19 protein-coding genes and 1 riboswitch are annotated in these 21,354 nt (G+C 60.3%); of the genes, 10 read left to right on the top strand and 9 right to left on the bottom strand.

Translation table 11 applies throughout. The features are described 5' to 3' along the window. Nucleotides 1–78 precede the first annotated feature (78 nt). The gene (gene ligB / locus CGA21_RS02590; protein WP_110750357.1) at nucleotides 79–1,752 is read left to right on the top strand and encodes an NAD-dependent DNA ligase LigB; all 1,674 of its coding nucleotides are present in this window, start codon (nucleotides 79–81) and stop codon (nucleotides 1,750–1,752) included. 104 nt (nucleotides 1,753–1,856) lie between these two features. Continuing rightward, nucleotides 1,857–2,252, top strand: a complete 396-nt coding sequence (locus tag CGA21_RS02585) for a DUF1090 domain-containing protein (protein ID WP_110750355.1) — start codon at nucleotides 1,857–1,859, stop codon at nucleotides 2,250–2,252. Nucleotides 2,253–2,368: 116 nt separating this feature from the next. Here the strand turns inward: CGA21_RS02585 and CGA21_RS02580 are convergent, their stop codons facing one another. Continuing rightward, nucleotides 2,369–2,818 (bottom strand): c-type cytochrome, encoded by a 450-nt coding sequence (locus CGA21_RS02580; protein ID WP_110750354.1) that lies wholly within the window; start codon nucleotides 2,816–2,818, stop codon nucleotides 2,369–2,371. A 128-nt stretch (nucleotides 2,819–2,946) separates the two neighbouring features. On the opposite strand from CGA21_RS02580, the gene CGA21_RS02575 reads away from it, so the two are divergent. Beyond that, nucleotides 2,947–4,119, top strand: a complete 1,173-nt coding sequence (locus tag CGA21_RS02575; RefSeq protein WP_188263465.1) for a murein transglycosylase A — start codon at nucleotides 2,947–2,949, stop codon at nucleotides 4,117–4,119. Nucleotides 4,120–4,242: 123 nt separating this feature from the next. On the opposite strand, the gene CGA21_RS02570 is transcribed toward CGA21_RS02575, so the two are convergent. Both CGA21_RS02570 and CGA21_RS02565 read right to left on the bottom strand, forming a co-directional pair. Next, nucleotides 4,243–4,626 carry an MAPEG family protein gene (locus CGA21_RS02570; RefSeq protein ID WP_110750350.1) on the bottom strand — a complete coding sequence of 128 codons (384 nt, stop codon included), beginning with the start codon at nucleotides 4,624–4,626 and terminating at the stop codon, nucleotides 4,243–4,245. Nucleotides 4,627–4,657: 31 nt separating this feature from the next. Further along, a complete protein-coding gene (locus CGA21_RS02565) occupies nucleotides 4,658–5,491 on the bottom strand; it encodes an EamA family transporter (RefSeq protein WP_110750348.1) in 834 nt (277 codons plus the stop codon). A 282-nt stretch (nucleotides 5,492–5,773) separates the two neighbouring features. Between CGA21_RS02565 and CGA21_RS02560 the strand changes: the two genes are divergently transcribed. Further along, the gene (locus tag CGA21_RS02560) at nucleotides 5,774–6,943 is read left to right on the top strand and encodes an MFS transporter (RefSeq protein ID WP_188263464.1); all 1,170 of its coding nucleotides are present in this window, start codon (nucleotides 5,774–5,776) and stop codon (nucleotides 6,941–6,943) included. On the opposite strand, the gene CGA21_RS02555 is transcribed toward CGA21_RS02560, so the two are convergent. Next, the gene (locus CGA21_RS02555) at nucleotides 6,944–7,831 is read right to left on the bottom strand and encodes a formate/nitrite transporter family protein (protein WP_188263463.1); all 888 of its coding nucleotides are present in this window, start codon (nucleotides 7,829–7,831) and stop codon (nucleotides 6,944–6,946) included. A 72-nt stretch (nucleotides 7,832–7,903) separates the two neighbouring features. Further along, nucleotides 7,904–8,308, bottom strand: a complete 405-nt coding sequence (locus CGA21_RS02550; RefSeq protein WP_188263462.1) for an acyl-CoA thioesterase — start codon at nucleotides 8,306–8,308, stop codon at nucleotides 7,904–7,906. Between the two features lie 198 nt (nucleotides 8,309–8,506). After that, a riboswitch (S-adenosyl-L-homocysteine riboswitch) is annotated at nucleotides 8,507–8,609 on the top strand. 23 nt (nucleotides 8,610–8,632) lie between these two features. Here CGA21_RS02550 and ahcY point away from each other — a divergent pair. The 4 genes from ahcY (at nucleotide 8,633) to CGA21_RS02530 (ending at nucleotide 14,165) form a co-directional block, all read left to right on the top strand. Beyond that, nucleotides 8,633–10,042, top strand: coding sequence for an adenosylhomocysteinase (gene ahcY / locus CGA21_RS02545; protein ID WP_188263461.1), 1,410 nt, complete (start codon nucleotides 8,633–8,635; stop codon nucleotides 10,040–10,042). Between the two features lie 180 nt (nucleotides 10,043–10,222). After that, a complete protein-coding gene (gene metF, locus CGA21_RS02540) occupies nucleotides 10,223–11,068 on the top strand; it encodes a methylenetetrahydrofolate reductase [NAD(P)H] (protein WP_020797416.1) in 846 nt (281 codons plus the stop codon). Between the two features lie 187 nt (nucleotides 11,069–11,255). Next, nucleotides 11,256–12,071, top strand: coding sequence for a substrate-binding periplasmic protein (locus CGA21_RS02535; protein WP_110750341.1), 816 nt, complete (start codon nucleotides 11,256–11,258; stop codon nucleotides 12,069–12,071). 225 nt (nucleotides 12,072–12,296) lie between these two features. After that, a complete protein-coding gene (locus tag CGA21_RS02530) occupies nucleotides 12,297–14,165 on the top strand; it encodes a DEAD/DEAH box helicase (RefSeq protein WP_188263460.1) in 1,869 nt (622 codons plus the stop codon). Between the two features lie 159 nt (nucleotides 14,166–14,324). On the opposite strand, the gene CGA21_RS02525 is transcribed toward CGA21_RS02530, so the two are convergent. The 3 genes from CGA21_RS02525 to CGA21_RS02515 form a co-directional block, all read right to left on the bottom strand. Then, the gene (locus tag CGA21_RS02525) at nucleotides 14,325–14,912 is read right to left on the bottom strand and encodes a YceI family protein (protein ID WP_008057034.1); all 588 of its coding nucleotides are present in this window, start codon (nucleotides 14,910–14,912) and stop codon (nucleotides 14,325–14,327) included. A 32-nt stretch (nucleotides 14,913–14,944) separates the two neighbouring features. Beyond that, nucleotides 14,945–15,496, bottom strand: a complete 552-nt coding sequence (locus CGA21_RS02520) for a cytochrome b (RefSeq protein WP_110750337.1) — start codon at nucleotides 15,494–15,496, stop codon at nucleotides 14,945–14,947. Between the two features lie 639 nt (nucleotides 15,497–16,135). Then, nucleotides 16,136–17,872: a flavin monoamine oxidase family protein gene (locus CGA21_RS02515; RefSeq protein WP_110750335.1), complete on the bottom strand. Its 1,737-nt coding sequence runs from the start codon at nucleotides 17,870–17,872 to the stop codon at nucleotides 16,136–16,138. A 221-nt stretch (nucleotides 17,873–18,093) separates the two neighbouring features. On the opposite strand from CGA21_RS02515, the gene CGA21_RS02510 reads away from it, so the two are divergent. Further along, nucleotides 18,094–19,500 (top strand): adenosylmethionine--8-amino-7-oxononanoate transaminase, encoded by a 1,407-nt coding sequence (locus CGA21_RS02510; RefSeq protein ID WP_188263459.1) that lies wholly within the window; start codon nucleotides 18,094–18,096, stop codon nucleotides 19,498–19,500. A gap of 134 nt (nucleotides 19,501–19,634) precedes the next feature. Then, nucleotides 19,635–20,354, top strand: coding sequence for a 16S rRNA (uracil(1498)-N(3))-methyltransferase (locus CGA21_RS02505; RefSeq protein ID WP_188263458.1), 720 nt, complete (start codon nucleotides 19,635–19,637; stop codon nucleotides 20,352–20,354). Between the two features lie 81 nt (nucleotides 20,355–20,435). Here CGA21_RS02505 and CGA21_RS02500 read toward each other — a convergent pair whose 3' ends face one another. After that, nucleotides 20,436–21,338, bottom strand: a complete 903-nt coding sequence (locus tag CGA21_RS02500) for a transporter substrate-binding domain-containing protein (protein ID WP_110750329.1) — start codon at nucleotides 21,336–21,338, stop codon at nucleotides 20,436–20,438. Nucleotides 21,339–21,354: the final 16 nt, after the last annotated feature.

Below are 21,354 nucleotides of genomic sequence, written 5' to 3'. Positions count from 1 at the left end.
ATCCGAAAAACAGCTGCACACCCATCAGCCTGCCGCTGACTAACCTTCAGGCACCTCTATCGAGCAAGGAAGCTCACTATGCTGCCCCGCCTGCTGACCGGCTTACTCCTGACCTGCCTGTGCCTGGGATCTGTTGCTGGCGAATGCCCGGCCTGGCCGCCGGCTCGTGCCGCGCAAGAACTCGCCGCCCTGCAAAAACAAATCGACCTCTGGGATGACAGCTATCACCGCGAAGGTCGTTCGCTGATCGCCGACGAACTGTACGATCAGTCCTTCGCGCGCCTGACCCGATGGCGCCAATGCTTCAGCCCCGGTCCGGCCACCGATCCATTGCGCACCGCAAGCGGTCCACTGGCCCATCCAGTGCCGCATACCGGCCTGGAAAAACTGCCAGACGCGGGCGCCGTCGAGCATTGGCTGCGGGGTCGAACTCAGGTCTGGGCCCAGCCCAAGGTCGACGGCGTGGCGGTGACCCTGGTCTACCGCAACGGCCTGCTGGTCCAGGCGATCAGTCGCGGCGATGGTGTGCATGGTCAGGACTGGACCGCCTCGGCCCGCCAGGTCGGCGCCATTCCTCAACGCCTGTCCGAGCCACGGGACCTGGTGGTACAGGGCGAGCTCTACTGGCGCCTGGCTGACCATGTGCAAGCCATCGCCGGCAGCCTGAACGCCCGCGGCACGGTAGCCGGCTTGATGGCCCGCAAGACATTGAGCGTCGAGCAGGCTGAGGGGATCGGCCTGTTTGCCTGGGAATGGCCCCACGGTCCGACGAGCTTGCCGGCCCGTATCGCGGAACTGGAAAAACTCGGTTTTTCCAGTTCCGCGCAGTACACCCAGGTCATCAGTTCAATAGCCGAAGTCGAGCGCTGGCGTGATCACTGGTATCGCTCGCCCCTGCCGTTTGCCAGCGACGGGATTGTCCTGCGTCAAGAGCAGCGCCCGCCCGCCGAGCGCTGGCAGGCAAAAGCGCCATACTGGATCGTTGCCTGGAAGTATCCCTTTGCCCAGGCACTGGCCGAGGTGCGAAAAGTTCATTTCAAGATTGGTCGCACTGGACGGATCACCCCCGTGCTGGAGTTGATCCCGGTGACGCTCGATGACCAACAGATCAAGCGCGTCAGTGTGAGCTCCTTGCAACGCTGGCAAACGCTGGATATCCGAGCGGGCGACCAGGTCGCCATCAGCCTGGCCGGCCTGACCATTCCCAGGCTCGATGGCGTTGTGCTGCGCAATACCGAGCGCCCTGAGATGGACGTTCCACTGGCTGCCAACTTTCACCCATTGAGCTGCTGGCAGCCGACGCCGGGATGCCAAAGCCAGTTTCTCGCACGCCTGACATGGCTCAGCGGCAAACACGGATTGGACCTGCCCCATGTAGGCCCCGGCACATGGGAAAAACTTCTTGAAACAGGTCACCTGAACGGCCTGTTGGATTGGTTGACCCTCGATGCCCAAGAGCTTGCTAACATTGACGGTTTCGGCGAACGCAGCGCTACTCGGCTGGCCAGCAGCTTCGACAATGCCCGGCAACGCCCATTCGCCCGCTGGCTGAAAGCCCTGGGTATGCCGCCGATCGGCCAGGCCCACCCGGGCGATTCATGGCGGGAGCTGGCACAACGAGACATCGAGCAATGGCAGGCCCAACCCGACATCGGACCAGGACGCGCCGCACAATTAAGCGCATTTTTTCGCGATCCGCAGGTCGTGGCGCTGAGTGAAACACTGCGCCGGGCTGCCATAGACGGTTTTTAGTTTTAGCCCCGGTGATGCCCATGCGCCCGGGAACCCTGAAGTCCCGATGGGCTCAAACATGCCATCGCTGCATCGACACGAATGCCTTTTCACCTGGAGCTTTTATGAAATTTCTTCCACCGCTGGTCCTGTTGACCCTTTGCAGCGTTATGGCCACTCCATTGATGGCCGTCGAAGACGCCCCAGGCCTGACCGGCTGCGCCGCCAAGAAGCAAGGCATCATCAATCAGATCGAACTGGCCAAATCCCACGGCAATGCCGAGCAGCAGGCTGGCCTGGAGAAAGCCTTGAGCGAAGTCAGCGCCAATTGCACCGATGCCTCGCTGAAGAAAGAACGGGAAAACAAGGTGCTCGACGCCAAGCATGAAGTCAGCAAGCGTCAGTCCGACCTTGATAAAGCCATGAAACAAGGCGACCCCGAGAAGATCAACAAGCGCAAGGACAAACTCGCCGAGTCCCGCAAGGAATTGCAGGAAGCGGTGGACGAGCTGGATAAATAAGAACAGGTAAAGATCGGCAATCCCTGGTGTTGCAAAATCCGCCTTCGCGAGCAGGCTCGCTCCCACAGTTGACCGCATGCCCCTGCTCGCGAAGACATCAGACCAGGTATCGTTGATCAATGATCCCGAAATTCTTTATGGCACGCACTGCAGGCATCTTCGACCTTCTGTACCGCCGGCCCCAGGTTACTGGCCTTGTAGGGTTGAACCTGACTGGCGATCACCAGCTCGCCGGTGGCCGCTTCAAGACTGCGAGCCATTTGCTCAAAGCGTGCCTGCTTCTCCCAGACGTCACTCTTGGCGCTGGTGTGGTCTTCTTCACGCACCTGCGGGAAATGTTTCCATGGCTCATGGGACAGCGCATCGAGTTTCACGGCGCCGTCAGCGAACTTCGGGCCATCGAACGCAATACGGCCTCGCAACATGCCACCCAGGTCTTCACCGGTCTTGAGCATCTGCTTGAAAATGGCCTTGCGCTGACCGAGGGGCGAGTTGGGATCGACGCCGCCACAAGCGCAAAGCGTCAGGCAGGCCAGCAATACAACAGAAAGTCTTTTAAGAGTCATGGTGGCTTCAGGTCACGGAAAACGGGGGCCAGTATCCTCGCGTCACCGGCAAACACCAATACCCCTATTATCAATACGGGTTGCATGAGTGCACACGACGCTCAGGCAACCGGCAAAGGAAATACTCCATGAACAGCCGTTTCAAGGCCTGGCGTCATCCCCTGGCCTGGACGCTTCCTATTGTGGCCGTGCTCGCGGGCTGCACCGGTGGCGAAGACAAACAACCGAAGACCCACGCCCTGGCCACCTACTCCAGCGCCACCTGGGAAGCGTTACCGGCAGTCTCCGACAATGACCTCGTCGCCGGTTTCGGTTCCTGGCGCAGCGCCTGCACCCGACTCAAGGCTGACCCGGTCTGGGGCGCCACCTGCGCAGCGGCGACCAACGTGCCGCAGAGTGCCAGCGACATCCGTGGATTTCTCAAGCAGAACCTGGATGTCTACGGCCTGCGCGCCGCCAACGACAATCCCAACGGTTTGATCACTGGCTACTACGAACCGGTCTACCCCGGCAGCCTGACCCAAACCGCAAAGGCGAACGTCCCGGTGTATGGCGTGCCTGAAGATATGATCATCGTCTCGCTGGACAGCATCTACCCGGAACTCAAGGGCAAACGCCTGCGCGGCCGACTTGAAGGCCGCGTGCTCAAGCCCTACGACGATGCAGCGACCATCGGCAGCAAGGGGCTCAAGGCTCCCGTCGTGGCCTGGTTGACCGATCCGATGAACCTGCAGTTCCTGCAAATCCAGGGATCGGGTCGTATCCAGCTCGACAGCGGTCGTCAGCTGCGAATCGCTTACGCCGACCAGAACGGCCACCCTTACCGACCGATCGGACGCTGGTTGGTGGAGCAAGGCGAGCTGAAGAAAGAAGACGTGACCATGGGCGCGATCAGCAACTGGGCCAAGGCCAACCCAACGCGCATTCCAGAGCTGCTCGGCAGCAACCCAAGCTACGTGTTTTTCACCCAGAACCCGGACAGCAACGAAGGCCCGCGCGGCTCGCTGAACGTGCCGTTGACGGCCGGTTATAGCGCGGCGGTGGATCGCAAAGTGATTCCGCTGGGTAGCCTATTGTGGTTATCCACCACCAAACCGGATGGCACGGCACTGGTACGCCCGGTGGCAGCCCAGGACACCGGCGGCGCAATTGCCGGCGAGGTGCGTGCGGATCTGTTCTGGGGTACTGGCGAGGCGGCCGGGCAACTGGCTGGCGACATGAAGCAGCAGGGGCAGATCTGGATGCTGTGGCCCAAAGGCGCGGCGCTGCCGCAAGTGCCGCAAGTCGCCGACAAGCTTTAAAGTCAAAAGATCGCAGCCTGCGACAGCGCCTACATTGACCTCATCCGCCGCATTATCGCGGATGCTCTCAATGCCTGTAGGAGCTGTCGAGTGAAACGAGGCTGCGATCTTTTGATCTTGCCCTTAAACCGACACGACAAAGAAACTGACAATCAACCCCATCCCCACAAACCACGCCAGCGATCGCAAGATCGCCAAGTCGGTCAGATAGAAGATGATGTAGAGCAGCCGACTGGTGATGAACAACACCGACAGCACATTGATCGTCACCAGTTCGGCAGTGCCCACCAGGTGCGCCACGATCACGGCGGCCGCGAACGCCGGGGTGACTTCAAAACTGTTCAATTGCGCCGCATGCGCGCGCCTGGCCAAACCATTGAGCGACTCTAGAAAGTCACGGGGATCGTGGTTGTCACTCAGACGAAACCCGCCACTGGCCTTGGCGATGACCGTACAGATATAAGGCAGGAAAATCGCGATCAAGATGCACCACAGAGCAACCGTCATAAAGCCGTCCCTTCTTCACGTTACAGACCCGTCAGAATTTCATTACCAGCATGCCGATCAAAACCAATCCACAGGCTAAGAGCCTTGGCCCGCCGAAAGGTTCTTTCAAGTAACGCATGCCGAACAGCACCACCAGGATCACGCTGATTTCGCGCAAAGCCGCCGCTTCGGCAATGGAGCCCAGCTGCATGGCCCACAGCACCAGAGCGTAGCTGAACAACACGCAGAATCCGACCGCCAGCCCCAATCGCCATTGCTCACGCCAGAACAGCTTGAACGCCGGCCGCTTGCTCACCCAGGCCAGCAATGGAAATGGCCAGGCACTGAGCAACGTCACCCAGACCAGGTAATCCAGTGGATGCGACCAGCGCCGCAAGGCCTGGCCATCGATGAAGGTGTAGCAACCGATGCACAAGCCGATCAACGCGACCACAGGCAGCATCGACCACGGCAAGCGAGCGCCGCCGCCCCCCTGCCAGAGCAGGCACAGCATGCCGAGCGGGATCAACAGAATTCCGAAGATCTGCTGGTGGGTCAGCACTTCCCCGGCAAAAACCAGGGTCAGCGCGAGCACCACCAGCGGCGACAACCCCCGCATCAGCGGGTAGACCAGCCCGAGGTCGCCGACCCGATAAGCCTGGATCAGCAAATAACGGTAGAGCAACTCGAACGCTGCCGAGGCGAGAATCCACGGCCAGATGTCCAATGGCGGCAGCGCCACGAACGGCAACATAAGCGCGACGAAGAGCATTGCCACGCTGTCCATGCAGGCCACTACCAGCAAACGCTCGGCGCTGAACTTGATCAGGGTATTCCACGCCGCATGCAATAGCGCCGCCACCAACACTAACGCCGTCGCAAGCACGGCCTACTCCTTTTTTAGTTGACCGCCCCCCCCTGTAGGAGCCGGCGTGCTGGCGACAGCGCTCCTGAGATCGCCATCGCCAGCAAGCCGGCGCCTACAAGGGCTGGGGAGAGAATTGATTCGCCATATGTCAGCAGCTGTTTATACTGCAACCGACCACGCCGCACTCAGTTGCGCACAGACTAATTCCAATAACAATGCCCTTGCCCGCTCTCATCGAGATCGGTCTTGGCATGCGTATGCCTGATCACAGCGCCAAGACTACCGACAGAGACCTTGCGCATGCCACTCGCCTTGCTTGCCCTTGCTGTTGCCGCGTTCGGCATCGGCACCACTGAATTCGTCATCATGGGCTTGCTGCCCGATGTTGCCCGCGACCTCGCGGTCAGCATCCCCCACGCCGGATTGCTGATCACCGGTTACGCCCTGGGCGTGGTGTTCGGTGCGCCAATCCTCGCGGTCGGCACTGCCAACATGCCGCGCAAAGCGACACTGCTGGGCATGACGCTGATGTTCATCCTGGGCAACATGCTTTGCGCACTGGCACCGAACTACGCCACGCTGATGGCCGCGCGCGTAGTGACTGCGCTGTGCCACGGCGCGTTCTTCGGCATAGGCTCGGTGGTTGCCGCCGGCCTGGTGGCGCCGAACAAACGCGCCCAGGCGATTGCCATGATGTTTACCGGCCTGACCCTGGCCAACGTGCTTGGAGTGCCGCTGGGCACCGCGCTGGGGCAGTACGCCGGCTGGCGCTCGACGTTCTGGGCGGTGTCGGTGATCGGCGTGATCGCGGCCATTGCGCAATGGGTCTGGCTGCCGAAGAACATCGTGATGGATAAAGCCAACCTGGCAAGCGAGTTCAAAGTACTGGGCAAGCCCAACGTGCTGCTGGCATTGGGCATGAGCGTATTGGCCTCGACCAGCCTGTTCAGCGTATTCACCTACATCGCACCTATCCTGCAGGACATCACCGGTGTCAGCCCCCATGGCGTGACCATCATGCTGTTGTTGTTTGGCGTAGGCTTGACGGCGGGCAGTATGCTCGGCGGGCGATTGGCCGACAGCCGCCTGTTGCCTTCACTGGTCGGCATGGCGCTGGCCGTGGTGGTGGTGCTGGCCGCGTTCAGCCAGACCAGCCACTCGGTAATACCGGCGGCGATTACCCTGGTGTTGTGGGGCATTTTCGCCTTTGCCCTGTGCCCGATCCTGCAACTGCTGATTATCGATCAGGCCCATGAAGCGCCCAACCTGGGCTCGACGCTGAACCAGAGTGCCTTCAACCTCGGTAACGCAGCAGGTGCCTGGATCGGTGGGCTGGTAGTCGCCAGCGGTGCAGATCTCGCGGACCTGCCATGGACCGGCGCACTGGTCAGTGGCTTGACGGTATTGGCCGCGCTGTATTTCATCTACCTGCAACGGCGCAGTGCCGCTGCGGTAAATGTGCCGAGTTGATTATTTTTTGAGCGCTTGCGGATCAGGTTTTTCAGCCTGCTCCGCCGCGCTTTTGGGTGGCCCGCTCTCACTGCGAATCTGCGCATGGCTGATCAATGCAAAGATAAAGCTGCCACCCACGATGTTCCCCACCAGCGTGGGACCTGCGAACACCAGCCAGAAATCTTTCCACGGCAGCTCGCCAGCGAACACCAGATAACCGACCTCCAGCGAACCCACCACGATGTGCGTGAAATCCCCCAGCGCCATGAGGTAGGTGATGAGGATGATGATCCACATCTTGGCGCTCTCCATCGACGGGATCATCCAGACCATGGTGGCGATCATCCAGCCCGAGACGATGCCCTTGGCGAACATCTGACTGACGTCGTTTTCCATGACCTTGCGGCCGATGTCGAGGAAGGCCTCGTCGGTCTTGCTGTCGAAAATCGGCAGCTCCAGCATGACGTAAGCCACCAGCAAGGTGCCGCAGAGGTTGCCCACCAGCACTACCCCCCACAGTCGCAGCAATCGGCCGAAATTGCCGAGCGTGGGTTTGCTCATGATTGGCAGCACGGCGGTCAGGGTGTTTTCGGTGAAGAGTTGCTGGCGGGCAAGAATCACCGCGAGGAAACCGGCGCAGTAACCGAAACTGGTAATCACCTTGAAACCTTCGCCGTCCGGCAGGCGGGAATTGAGCAAGCCCATGCCCATCAGCGAAAGCCCCATGGTCAGGCCGGCGGCCAACGCCGACCACCACAGCGCGGCAACGCTGCGCTCCAGTTCCTGATCGCCCTGGGTGCGGATAATTTCGTGCAGCACCGCCGCGCGTGGCGGTTGGTTTTTTTCGACTTCGTGCTGCTCTTTTTCCGAAAGGTCGGGGGTCTTGCCGTCTTTTTTAGTGTCCATGGAACTCCTGAACCGCTGGCGTGCGATGTAGTTACGACCCGCGCGGTTCAGATTCCGTTCGTCATCCACAAATTATTCGACGGCGCCTTCATCCTTGAACTGGTCCTTGACGTACTTGATCTCGGTCCGCTCGTGTGGCGCAGGCAATCCGTCTTCGCCCAAATTGACGAAAACAATCTTCTCCACCGTCAGGATGCTCTTGCGGGTGATCTTGTTACGCACTTCGCACGTGAGGGTGATCGAGGTGCGACCAAATTCGGTGGCAGTGATACCCAGCTCGATGATGTCGCCCTGGCGCGAGGCGCTGACGAAGTTGATCTCGGAAATGTATTTGGTGACCACGCGTTGATTGCCCAGCTGGACGATGGCATAGATCGCCGCTTCTTCGTCGAGCCAACGCAGCAGGCTGCCGCCGAACAGCGTCCCATTGGGGTTGAGGTCTTCGGGCTTGACCCATTTGCGGGTGTGGAAATTCATATGCACTCCTGAGCGTCTTGCCGAATGATGGACGGTATCTTGGCAGACCCCGGGCCAGAGCTCTATTCGGGATCTTCTATAGCCACTATTACCGTTCGCACATTGACCGACAGAAACCCTTTGGAAGATCAGCATAGCCCGCTATAATCGCCCCCGTTTCAAAACGGTAATCTTCATTTGCTACCGTTTTCCCGCCACCTGTCCGAGGGGCGCTGCAGCAGGCTAGACCTGTCAGGCTCGGATGGGGCGTTGCTTGGCCATCAACGGCCAGACACTAAACGCACAACGGCGCCCATTCGCATACATTACGAATGGAGACTCTTCATGAGCGCTGTTATCACGCCTGCAGATTTTAACGATTACAAAGTCGCCGACATGTCCCTGGCTGCCTGGGGTCGTCGCGAAACCATCATCGCCGAATCGGAAATGCCAGCCCTGATGGGCCTGCGCCGCAAGTACTCCGAAGAACAACCGCTCAAGGGCGCGAAGATCCTCGGCTGCATCCACATGACCATTCAGACCGCCGTGCTGATCGAAACCCTGGTTGCCCTGGGTGCCGAAGTACGCTGGTCGTCCTGCAACATTTTCTCGACTCAAGACCAGGCTGCTGCGTCCATCGCCGCTGCCGGCATTCCGGTTTTCGCCTGGAAAGGTGAAACCGAGCAAGAGTACGAGTGGTGCCTGGAGCAAACCATCCTCAAGGATGGCCAGCCATGGGACGCCAACATGATCCTCGACGACGGCGGCGACCTGACCGAACTGCTGCACAAGAAGTACCCGCAGGTGCTGGACCGCGTTCACGGCGTGACCGAAGAGACCACCACCGGCGTGCACCGCCTGCTGGACATGCTGGCCAAGGGCGAGCTGAAAATCCCGGCCATCAACGTCAATGACTCGGTGACCAAGAGCAAGAACGACAACAAGTACGGCTGCCGTCACAGCCTGAACGATGCGATCAAGCGCGGTACCGACCACCTGCTGTCCGGCAAGCAAGCGCTGGTCATCGGCTACGGTGACGTGGGCAAGGGCTCGGCCCAGTCCCTGCGTCAGGAAGGCATGATCGTCAAGGTTTCCGAAGTCGACCCGATCTGCGCCATGCAAGCCTGCATGGACGGTTTCGAACTGGTTTCGCCGTTCATCGACGGTATCAACACCGGCACCGAAGAAAGCATCGACAAAGCGCTGCTGGGCAAGATCGACCTGATCGTGACCACCACCGGTAACGTCAATGTTTGCGATGCGAACATGCTCAAGGCCCTGAAGAAGCGCGCTGTTGTCTGCAACATCGGCCACTTCGACAACGAAATCGATACCGCTTTCATGCGCAAGAACTGGGCATGGGAAGAAGTGAAGCCGCAGGTTCACAAGATCCACCGTACCGGCGCTGGCAGCTTCGATCCGCAGAACGACGACTACCTGATCCTGCTGGCTGAAGGCCGCCTGGTTAACCTGGGCAACGCCACTGGCCACCCGAGCCGCATCATGGACGGTTCGTTCGCTAACCAGGTACTGGCGCAGATCTTCCTGTTCGGCCAGAAATACGCCGACCTGTCGCCAGCCCAGAAAGCCGAGCGCCTGACCGTTGAAGTACTGCCGAAGAAACTCGACGAAGAAGTGGCCCTGGAAATGGTCCGCGGTTTCGGCGGTGTCGTGACAAAACTGACCAAGACCCAGGCCGACTACATCGGCGTGACGGTCGAAGGCCCGTTCAAGCCGCACGCTTACCGCTACTGATTTGACCGGCAATAGCGGTGTTCTGATACACCGCGTTGCCTGCATCGCCAGCAAGCCGGCTCCTACAGGGGAGCGGTCGTACGTGAGTAACGTGTACGACGCAAACCCTTTAGGAGCCGGCTTGCTGGCGATTGCGGACAAACCGGCCCCACAGGCTTAAGCGTTTTAAAGGATATGAGCATGTCCCAAGATCGTCGCTACAGCTTCGAGTTCTTCCCTACCAAGACCGATGCTGGGCATGAAAAGCTGCTTGCCACTGCCCGTCAGCTGGCCACGTACAACCCCGATTTCTTCTCCTGCACCTACGGTGCGGGTGGGTCGACCCGTGATCGCACGCTCAACACCGTGTTGCAGCTCGAAAGCGAAGTCAAAGTCCCGGCCGCACCGCACCTGTCGTGCGTCGGCGACAGCAAGGCCGACCTGCGCGGCCTGCTGAGCCAGTACAAGGCCGCCGGCATACAGCGCATCGTCGCTTTGCGCGGTGACCTGCCTTCGGGCATGGGCATGGCCAGCGGTGAAATGCGCCACGCCAACGACCTGGTCGAATTCATCCGGGAAGAAACCGGCGATCATTTCCACATCGAAGTTGCCGCCTACCCGGAGATGCATCCACAGGCACGCAATTTCGAAGACGACCTCAACAACTTCGTGCGCAAGGCCAACGCTGGCGCCGACAGTGCGATCACCCAGTATTTCTTCAACGCCGACAGCTACTTCTACTTCGTCGAGCGCGTGCGGGCCAAGGGTGTGAACATCCCGATCGTGCCGGGGATCATGCCGATCACCAACTACAGCAAGCTGGCACGCTTCTCCGATGCCTGCGGTGCGGAAATCCCGCGCTGGATCCGCAAGCAACTGGAAGCCTACGGTGACGATACCCAAAGCATTCAACGCTTCGGCGAGCAAGTCATTACCGAGATGTGCGAACGCCTGCTGCAGGGCGGCGCGCCAGGGCTGCACTTCTACACACTGAACCAGGCTGAAGCGAGCCTGGCGGTGTGGAACAACCTGAAGTTGCCGCGTTAAACACAGCAAGATCAAAAGATCGCAGCCTGCGGCAGCGCCTACAGGGAATACACATTCCAATGTAGGAGCTGCCGAAGGCTGCGATCTTTTGCATTCAACGCACGTTTACTGTGATGTAACACTCGGAGTTAGAGCATCTGCTGCCAGTTTCTGGCTCTTTCGCGTTTCTCGTCGTAATCTCAAGCCCATGCCTTTGATCACGCAGTTCGTCGCCCTGCTTGTTTTCACTTGCCTTAGCTTTGCCGCTAGGGGCGAGAAGCTGCGCATTGTCACCGAACCCTGGGCACCTTACGTGTACGAGGAAAACGGCAAGGCCCTGGGGCTGGACTACGAAACCACCGCCATCGTCTTCAAGCGCCTGGGCATCGAAGTGGAATGGCAATTCCTGCCATGGAAACGCTGCCTGTCGATGCTGGAAACAGGTCAGGCCGATGGCGCGCTGGACATTTTCCATAGCGATGAACGCGATGCGACCCTGCTCTACCCCAGCGAACCGCTCTCCGATGTCCAGTTCGTGATGTTCTACGCCAACGCCAGGCCCCATCCGTTTCGCACCCTCGACGAACTGCGCGGCCTGACCATCGGCATCTCTCCTGGCTACCTGTACAGCCAGGATTTCAGGGACTCGACCCTGTTCACCCGGGAACCGGCACCGAGCCACGAAGCGAACTTCGGCAAACTGGTGCGTGGGCGGATCGACCTGCTGATCACCGACCGCAGGGTGGGCCAGCACTTGCTCGACGAACTGAATATCCGCAACATAATTACCGAAAACCCCACGGTCATCAGTCAACAGAGCCAGTTTCTGGCGGTGCGCCGCAATGCCGGCATGGACTTGCTGGTGCAACGTTTCGGCGCCGAGCTCAAACGTTTCAAGCGCGAACCCGCGTACGCCGAGCTCAGCGCCCGATATGGCGCCGCGCCGGCCGCTACGATCAACGTCGGGCGGACCACGGCCAACACGGAAAAAACCGTTGAGCAGCAGGAAAGCGGCGCGCAGTGATTGCTCTGTTATACTCCGGCCTTCCCGCCAGGCTCACGCCCGGACGCTCGGAACCGTTCAAGGCATCTCGAACCCGCTACAGCGCAGCTTTTCAGCCCGCGCGAGCGCTCCAGACGAGCCTTCGTGACCGAAGCAGGACCGGACGGGATTGCGTTCCTCATAAACGCCATTCGCGCCAGGCAAGACTCCCATTGGGCCAAGCCCTAACTTAAAACAGGATTACTCATGTCCTTTGCTTCCCTCGGTCTCTCCGAGGCTTTAGTCCGCGCCATCGAGGCAGCGGGCTATACCGAGCCTACTCCGGTGCAACAGCGGGCCATTCCCGCCGTGTTGCAAGGTCGCGACCTGATGGTCGCGGCACAGACAGGTACTGGTAAAACCGGCGGCTTCGCCCTTCCGATCCTGGAGCGGTTGTTCCCCAACGGTCACCCGGACAAATCCCAGCGTCACGGCCCGCGCCAACCGCGCGTACTGGTCCTGACCCCTACTCGCGAACTCGCGGCGCAAGTGCACGAAAGCTTCAAGGTCTATGCCCGTGACCTGAAGTTCGTCAGCGCCTGCATTTTCGGTGGCGTCGGCATGAACCCGCAGGTTCAGGCCATGTCCCGTGGCGTAGACGTGCTGGTGGCCTGCCCTGGCCGCCTGCTCGACCTGGCCGGCCAAGGCAGTGTCGACCTGTCCCACGTGGAAATCCTCGTGCTGGACGAAGCCGACCGCATGCTCGACATGGGCTTTGTCCATGACGTGAAGAAAGTCCTCGCCCGATTGCCGGCCAAACGTCAGAACCTGCTGTTCTCGGCGACGTTCTCCAAGGACATCACCGACCTCGCCGGCAAGCTGCTGCACAACCCGGAACGCATCGAAGTCACGCCGCCGAACACCACGGTCGAGCGCATCGAACAGCGCGTATTCCGCCTGCCGGCCAGCCACAAACGCTCGCTGTTGGCGCACCTGATCACCGCCGGCGCCTGGGAACAGGTCCTGGTGTTCACCCGCACCAAGCACGGCGCCAACCGCCTGGCCGAGTACCTGGACAAACACGGCCTGAGCGCCGTCGCGATCCACGGCAACAAGAGCCAGAACGCGCGTACCAAAGCCCTGGCCGACTTCAAGGCCGGTACCGTGCGCATCCTGGTTGCCACCGACATCGCCGCTCGCGGCCTGGACATCGACCAGTTGCCACACGTGGTCAACTTCGAACTGCCGAACGTCGATGAAGACTACGTGCACCGCATCGGCCGTACTGGCCGTGCCGGTCGCTCGGGCGAGGCGATCTCGCTGGTGGCCCCGGACGAAGAAAAACTGCTGAAAAGCATCGAACGCATGACCAAGCAGAAAATCGCCGACGGCGACCTGATGGGCTTCGATGCCAGCGCCGTGGAAGCCGAGAAACCCGAAGCTCGCGAGCGTCCGGACATGCGCAACCCGCGCAATCCACGTGGCCCGCGCGGCGATGGTCCGAATGGCGGCGGTGGTGGTAGCGGTCGCAAGGACAAAGGCAAGGACAAGGGCAAGGAAAAACCGGCGGGTGAGCGCGGTGAGCGTCCAGCCCGTCAGCAGAAGCCCCGTGAAGGCACCCCGGCCCGCGAACAGCGTCAGCCAAGCCAGCCGCCGCGTGCCGCAGCTGATCGTGCGCCGGACGAGTTCCTGGACGACGATATCGATAACTTCGGTAACCGCGTCGACTACGTTCCGCAGCAGAAACCGGCCCAAGGCCGCGGCCGTCGTCCGGGTGCTCCGGCTCAAGGCACAGCCGCAGGCGCTCCACGTGGCGGCAAGCCGCAGGGCGGTCGCCAGAACGGTCCGCGCAACAGCGATGGCGCCAGCACCGGCACCCCGCCAGCCAAGCGCAGCGGTCCACGCAGCGGCGCTCCACGTGATGGCCAGGCCCGTCGCGAAGACTCCCGTAACCGCCGTCCGGCCCGTGACGATCAACCGCGTTCGGAACCGGCCGTGCAGAACCCGCGTGGTCCGGCGCCGAAGATCATGCACAAGGAGTCGAAGGCCGATCGCTTCCCGACACCTGAGCAACTGGATCAACTGCCAAGCCGTCCTCGTGGCGAAAAACCGGCATTGCTGACCCGCAATCGCTGAGTCATCGCTGAAATGAAAAATGCCCCATACCGAAAGGTCTGGGGCATTTTTTATGCGTAGTACCTGTAGGAGCCGGCTTGCTGGCGATTGGGGCGACTCGGTTTCTGCTGTGTCTCAAAAGACGCCATCGCCAGCAAGCCGGCTCCTACAGTCTCAGCATTACTTCGCTTTGACACCTTCAAAGGTCACGTACATTTCAACAGCATCGGACGATGGGCCCAGGTCTTTCTGCTTGCCGAAATCGGAACGCTTGAGGCTGAAGGTACCCTCGAAGCCTGCACGGTAGCCGCCCCACGGATCCTTGCCTTCACCCAGGAAGGTAGCCTTGACCACGATTGGCTTGGTCACGCCAAGGATAGTCAGGTCGCCAGCCACATCGGCAGTGTCCTTGCCAGCGGCGTTTTTGCCGGTTGGCTTGACGCTGGTGGAAACAAAGGTGGCTTTGCTTCCGTTCAGGAAGTCTTTGCTGGAGATGTGCTTGTCGCGCTCAGCGTTGTTGGTGAACACGCTGGCGGTGTTTACGTTGAACTCGATCTTGCTGTCTTCAGGCTTGGCGGCGTCAAAGCTGAACTTGCCGTCGATGTCCTTGAAAGTACCGGTGATGAAGCTGTAGCCCAGGTGGCTGATCTTGAAGTCAACGAAGGCGTGCTGGCCTTCCTTGTCGACCACGTAGTCAGCGGCCATGACGCTACCGGCGGACAACAGGGCGGAACTGATTGCCAGAGCGGCCAGAGTCTTTTTCAACATACTTTGTTTTCCTTTGGAGTCGAGGTTGAACTTCAGGCTTTGCGACCCAGCATTCGCTTGAGGGTCACATCACGGTCGATAAAGTGGTGTTTCAATGCTGCCAACGCATGGAGGCCGGAAAAAATTACCAGCACCCACGCCAGCCAGAGGTGAATCACACCGGCGGTGTCTGCCTGGTCCGGTAGCCCGGACACCAGCGCAGGCACTTCAAACAAGCCAAACACCGGGATACCGACACCTTCTGCGGTGGAAATCAGGTAACCGGCAATCATCACAGCGAACAGACTGAGATACAGAAAGCCATGGCCGAACTTGGCGCCCAGGCGCGTCATCCGGCTGTAGCTCGACAGGGTCGGCGGCGGCGGACTGATGAAACGCCACACCACCCGCAACACCATCACACCCAGCAACACCAGGCCGATGCTCTTGTGCAGGTCCGGCGCGTCTTTGCGCCAGGTGCTGTAGTAGTCGAGCCCGACCATCCACAGCCCCAACGCGAACAGGCTAAAAACCGCCAGCGCCACACTCCAGTGAATGAAAATGCTGACCCAGCCGTAGCGGGAAGTTGAATTTCGTAGCTGCATTGCCCAGATCCCTGTAAGTGCTGGCCCAAGACTATCGATTTATCTATCGGATTAAAGCGGAAAATTTCGCTTTGAAATATCGAGAAATGCGATCAAAAGCCTAAATCACGCGGGTTAAGGAAAGATTAAAGTCGAAATTGTGAAAAAAAGTGAATACAAAGCAGAGAACACCTGTATCAAAAGGTTTATTCGACTTCTTGCCTCATTTTTTCAAGCGTAAAAAAACGCAGCCTGGAACCGCGCTTGTTTGTGCTTGAACGCTACGTAGACTTAGCGGGGCGATATCGCACTTCCTAATTGTGGTACACGGAAGGGGGCTGCAGACAGTCAGGATTGTACGGATCCATATCGCATTTATAGGCCAGCTCATGCCCGTATCCGCGGCGATATCCCTCATGAAATATCTCCGCATTTGCACAACCCAAAAGGGTTATCAATATGATGATTACTGTCAGTTCTTTCATATGCTCTCCAGTTTTTGAAGAGCATGGGCCCAAGATCAAGCTCTACCCATCACCCCCTTCTGATTCGCTTGTGGGAAGTCTCTGATATCGCTGGCGCATGTAGGACGGGAGACAACGCCGAGATCTGGCAAAAAAAAACGCGGCCCGTGAGCCGCGTTTTTTTTACGCCTGAACGTTACTGGGCCTTGGTAACCGTGGTCACCGCTGGCTTCTTGGTCGGTTCGGCCTTTTTCGCCGGTGCCTTGGCCGACGTTTTCTTCGCCTCGGTCTTCTTCACTGGCGCTTTTGCCGGTGCTTTCTTCGCAGGCTCGGCTTTCACCGGTGCCACAGGCTTCGGTGCTTCGACCGGAGCAGGTGCAGGCGCCGGTGCCGGGGCTGGTGCAGGGGCCGGTGCGACTGGCTCAGGTGCCTTGACCGGTTCTGGCTTCTTCTCGTCATCCGAGCCGCCGAACAGGTTGCTGAAGAAGTTGCCCTTCTTCGCTGCCACCGCGCCGGCTGCAGCTGCAGCGGCTACTGGAGCGGCTTTCGCCGGGTCAAACGACTTGCCCGCCGCCAGGTCTTCAACCTGGCTGGCCGCACGCTGACCGGTGCGCAACGCGCCTTCCAGGGTGCCCGGGTACAGGGTGTCAGTGTGTTCGCCAGCAAAGGCTACACGCTGAACCGGACGCTCCCACAGGCGCCAGAACTTGCTGATCTGACCAGGGCCGAAGGCCAGGTAAGCGCCGCCCATCGAAGGGTCGGTGCTGTAGCGACGGATTTCATAACCGGTAAACGAACCGCGTGCCTGTGGGTAAAACGCGTGCAGGCGGATCAGTACCTGATCGACCATCTGCTTGTCGCCGAACGCCTGCATGACCCGCGAGTTGTCGCCGGACAGGTTGATCACCACGTTGGCGCCACCCTTCAGCGCCGGCTCGACCCACAACATGCCCAGGCCGGTGTTGCTGTAGATCTCACCGGACATGCGCGCCTTGCTTTCCCACACTGGCGTCTTGAACTTCAGCATGATCTGGTCGCGCCAACCGTAGTTGGTGCCCTTGATCGCAGCCTGGTGCTGGGCGTCCAGTGCCGGGGTCATCTGGATCTTGTTCAGGGCGCGCAAAGGCACGGCCACTACGACGTAGTCAGCCTGATAGCCCACGCTGCCGACCTTGACGGTGACGCCGTCCTTGTCCTGGGTGATGGCCGAGACCGGGGAGCTGGTCTTGATGGTTTTCAGTTCTTTGACGAAGGCCTGGGCCAACACCGGGCTGCCACCGACCAGGCGCGACGCGCGCAGGTCACGGTCGGAAACGCCACGATAAACGCGACTCTGCTGTGCGAAGTACAGCAGCGAGATACGCGAAGGCTCGTCATAACGGGTGCGAATCTGCTGGTTCACCAACTGACGGGCAGTGGCCGGCAGGCTCAGGCGATCGAGCCAGTTGGACACGTTGATCTGGTCCAGGGCGTGCAGCGTGTTGTTGGCTGACGGGTTCTGCGGGTCTTCGATCGAGCGCGCCAGGTCGTCCACCGTCTTTTCGTAGCGCTTGAGCGCTTCGGCAGTGGTTGGATCCTTGGTGGCCAGGTCGGCCGCGGTGTAATAGACACCGTCGATCAGGTAGCCCGGGGTGCGCACGAATTCAGGTGCTGGCGTGGTGCTCAGCTTGAACGTCGAGACGTACTTGTTCAGGACCGGCTGGGTCTTGTCGTTGCCGATCCACTCGCTGGTGGCCATGCCGGAACGGCCGCCCAGGCCTGGCTTGGCTTCCAGCAGCGTGACCTGCCAGCCTTTGTTCTGCAGCTCATAAGCAGCCGTGAGGCCCGAGACCCCGCCGCCGATCACGATCGCGGTTTTATCCTTGGCCAGCGCAGACACGCTGAACAGCCCCAACATCACCAGCGCACAGGCGCGCAGCCAACCGACAGACATTCAGCGAACTCCGGAAATACAGGAAAAATAGCGGTTTTTGCGAGCCAGGCGGCTCCAGAACCGCGAAGGATACGTCAGCCGTCAGACGCCCGCCAGCAACGTCTACCGTCCTATACAAAGTAGCTCAAACAACACAATGGGTTGTTCCCGAGGCACGCATTGCATAGGCTTGCGCGATTGTATGTCCGCGCACGACACGGACCGCCTCGAGGAGACTGAACATGGGCCTGAACAATCAGTGGATGCAACGCGATCTCGCGGTGTTGTGGCATCCCTGCACCCAGATGAAAGATCACGAACAACTGCCGCTGATCCCGATCAAGCGCGGTGAAGGCGTGTGGCTGGAGGATTTCGAAGGCAAGCGCTACCTCGACGCGGTGAGCTCCTGGTGGGTGAACGTGTTTGGCCATGCCAACCCGCGCATCAACCAGCGCATCAAGGATCAGGTTGATCAACTGGAACACGTGATCCTCGCCGGGTTCAGCCATCAGCCGGTGATCGAGTTGTCCGAGCGCCTGGTGAAGATGACGCCGGAGGGCCTGACCCGGTGTTTCTACGCCGATAATGGGTCGTCCTGCATCGAAGTCGCGCTGAAAATGAGTTTTCACTATTGGCTTAACCGCGGCCTGCCGAACAAGAAGCGCTTTGTTACCCTGACCAACAGCTACCACGGCGAAACGATGGCGGCGATGTCGGTGGGCGACGTGCCGCTGTTCACCGAAACCTACAAGGCGTTGCTGCTCGACACCATCAAGGTGCCAAGCCCCGATTGCTACCTGCGCCCCGAAGGCATGAGCTGGGAAGAGCACTCGCGCAACATGTTCGCCGCCATGGAACAGACCCTGGCCGAGAACCATGACAGCGTCGCCGCGGTGATCGTCGAGCCGCTGATCCAGGGCGCCGGCGGCATGCGCATGTACCACCCGGTGTACCTCAAGCTGCTGCGTGAAGCCTGCGACCGCTATGGCGTGCACCTGATCCATGACGAAATCGCCGTCGGCTTCGGCCGCACCGGGACGATGTTCGCCTGTGAACAGGCGGGTATCCGGCCGGACTTCCTCTGCCTGTCCAAGGCCCTGACCGGCGGCTACCTGCCGCTGGCGGCGTGCCTGACCACCGATGACGTCTACAGCGCCTTCTACGACGATTACCCGACCCTGCGCGCCTTCCTGCATTCCCACAGCTACACGGGCAACCCTTTGGCGTGCGCGGCGGCCCTGGCAACGCTGGATATCTTCGAAGAAGACAAGGTCATCGAGAACAACAAGGCCCTGGCGCAGCGCATGGCCTCCTCCACTGCACATCTGGTCGACCACCCGAACGTCAGCGAAGTGCGCCAGACTGGCATGGTGCTGGCCATCGAGATGGTCAAGGACAAAGCCAGCAAAGAGGCCTACCCCTGGCAGGAACGCCGCGGCCTGAAGGTGTTCCAGCATGCACTGGAGCGCGGTGCCTTGCTGCGGCCGTTGGGCAGTGTGGTGTATTTCCTGCCGCCGTACGTGATCACCCCGGAGCAAATCGACTTCCTCGCCGAGGTCGCCAGTGAGGGCATCGACATTGCCACCCGCGAAAGCGTCAGCGTGGCGGTGCCGAAGGACTTCCACCCCGGTTTCCGCGATCCGGGCTAGCGTTCGCCTGCTCGTTCCCACGCTCTGCGTGGGAACACAGCCCGGGACGCTCCGCGTCCCAAAAGCGGACGCAGAGCGTCCGATGAGGCATTCCCACGCAGAGCGTGGGAACGATCCAACTACAGAGATTTAGCATGAGACTGTCCCGCTTCTTCATCGACGCCCCCCTGAGCACCGGCGAGCACGAATTGCCCGAAGCCCAGGCCCATTACATCGGGCGCGTGCTGCGCATGGCCGAGGGTGATGCGTTGCAACTGTTCGACGGTTCCGGCCATGAGTTTCGGGCTACGCTCGTTGAAGTCGGCAAAAAACGCGTGGTGGTCCAGATCCATGAGGAGTTTGCCGGCCAGGTGGAATCGCCGTTGCAGATCCACCTCGGCCAGGGCTTGTCCCGTGGCGAGCGCATGGACTGGGCGATCCAGAAAGCCACCGAATTGGGGGTCACGCAGATCACGCCGATTTTCAGTGAGCGCTGCGAAGTGCGACTCAAGGACGAACGCGCCGACAAACGCCTGCTGCACTGGCGCCAGGTAGCGATCAGTGCCTGCGAACAATGCGGGCGCTCACGGGTGCCGGTGATTCATCCGCCGGTGCTGTTGGCCGACTGGTTGAAACAGACTGAGGCTGAACTGAAGCTGGTGCTGCACCCGGTGGCCGAGCCATTGGTCAGCCATGCCAAGCCTTCAAGCCTGGCCTTTCTGATCGGCCCGGAAGGTGGTTTGGCCGATGCCGAAGTCGATCTGGCCAAGGCCAGCGGCTTCCATGCCGCCCGCCTCGGCCCGCGAGTGTTGCGCACCGAGACCGCGCCGGTGGTTGCACTGGCGGTTGCCCAGCAGCTCTGGGGGGATTTCTAAAACGATCGCAGCCTGCGGCAGCTCCTACAGGCTGGAGCGCAATCCCGTGTAGGAGCTGCCGAAGGCTGCGATCTTTTGATTTTATTGCACCGGATCACTCACCGGCTTGGCAATGATCGCCTTGAGTTCGCTGGTCATCGGGAACTCAAGGTTCAACCCCTTCGGCGGAATCGGCTGCTCGAACCAGCGCTGGTAGATGCCATTGATCTCGCCCGAGCTGTACAGATCCGCCAACACGCCGTTGACCAGGGCGAGGAACTGCGGGTCGTCCTTGCGCACCATGCAGCTGTAGATCTCCCGCGATTGCTCCTCCCCGACGACCACCCACTTGTGCGGGTCATTGGCCTTGGCACGCTCGCCATAGAGCAGCGCGTCGTCCATGTAGAACGCCGCGGCCCGCCCCGATTGCAGCATCTGGAAGGCTTCCCCGTGGTCCTTGGCGCTGATCACGAACATGTCGATCTTGTGATCGACGTTGTAGCTTTTGAGGAAGCGCTCGTTGGTGGTGCCGGCGGTCGTCACTACGTTCTTGCCGCGCAGGTCGGCGAAACCCTTGATGCCGCTGTCCTTGGCGGTGAGCAACTGGCCTTTGACGTAGATGAAGCCATAGGAGAACGCCACCTGCTTCTGCCGCTCGGCAGTGACGCCGGTGGAACCGCATTCCAGGTCCACGGTGCCATTCTGTACCAATGGAATGCGGGTCTGAGAGGTGACCAGGTTGTACTTCACCTTCAGGTCAGGCCGTGCCAGTTGCTGCTGGATGCGCTCGACGATCTTGCCCGCCAGATCCACCGAGTAACCCATCGGCTTGCCGCTGTGATCACCCACGTAGGAAAACGGCACAGACGCATCGCGATAACCCAGGGTAATGCTGTTGGTGCTGGCGATCTTGCCCAGGGTGCCGGTCAGCGGCGTTTCATTGGCTTGTACCTGGCTGCCAAGCAACAGGCCGAGGCTGCAAGCGAGCAACGTGATTTTTTGCATTGTTATTCTCCGTTGT

Origin of the sequence: Pseudomonas sp. PSB11 (assembly GCF_014596605.1) — a bacterium.
GTDB classification, from domain to species: domain Bacteria; phylum Pseudomonadota; class Gammaproteobacteria; order Pseudomonadales; family Pseudomonadaceae; genus Aquipseudomonas; species Aquipseudomonas umsongensis.
The sequence above is the reverse complement of the archived record's forward strand: the minus strand, read 5'-3'. Positions and strand labels throughout refer to the sequence as shown.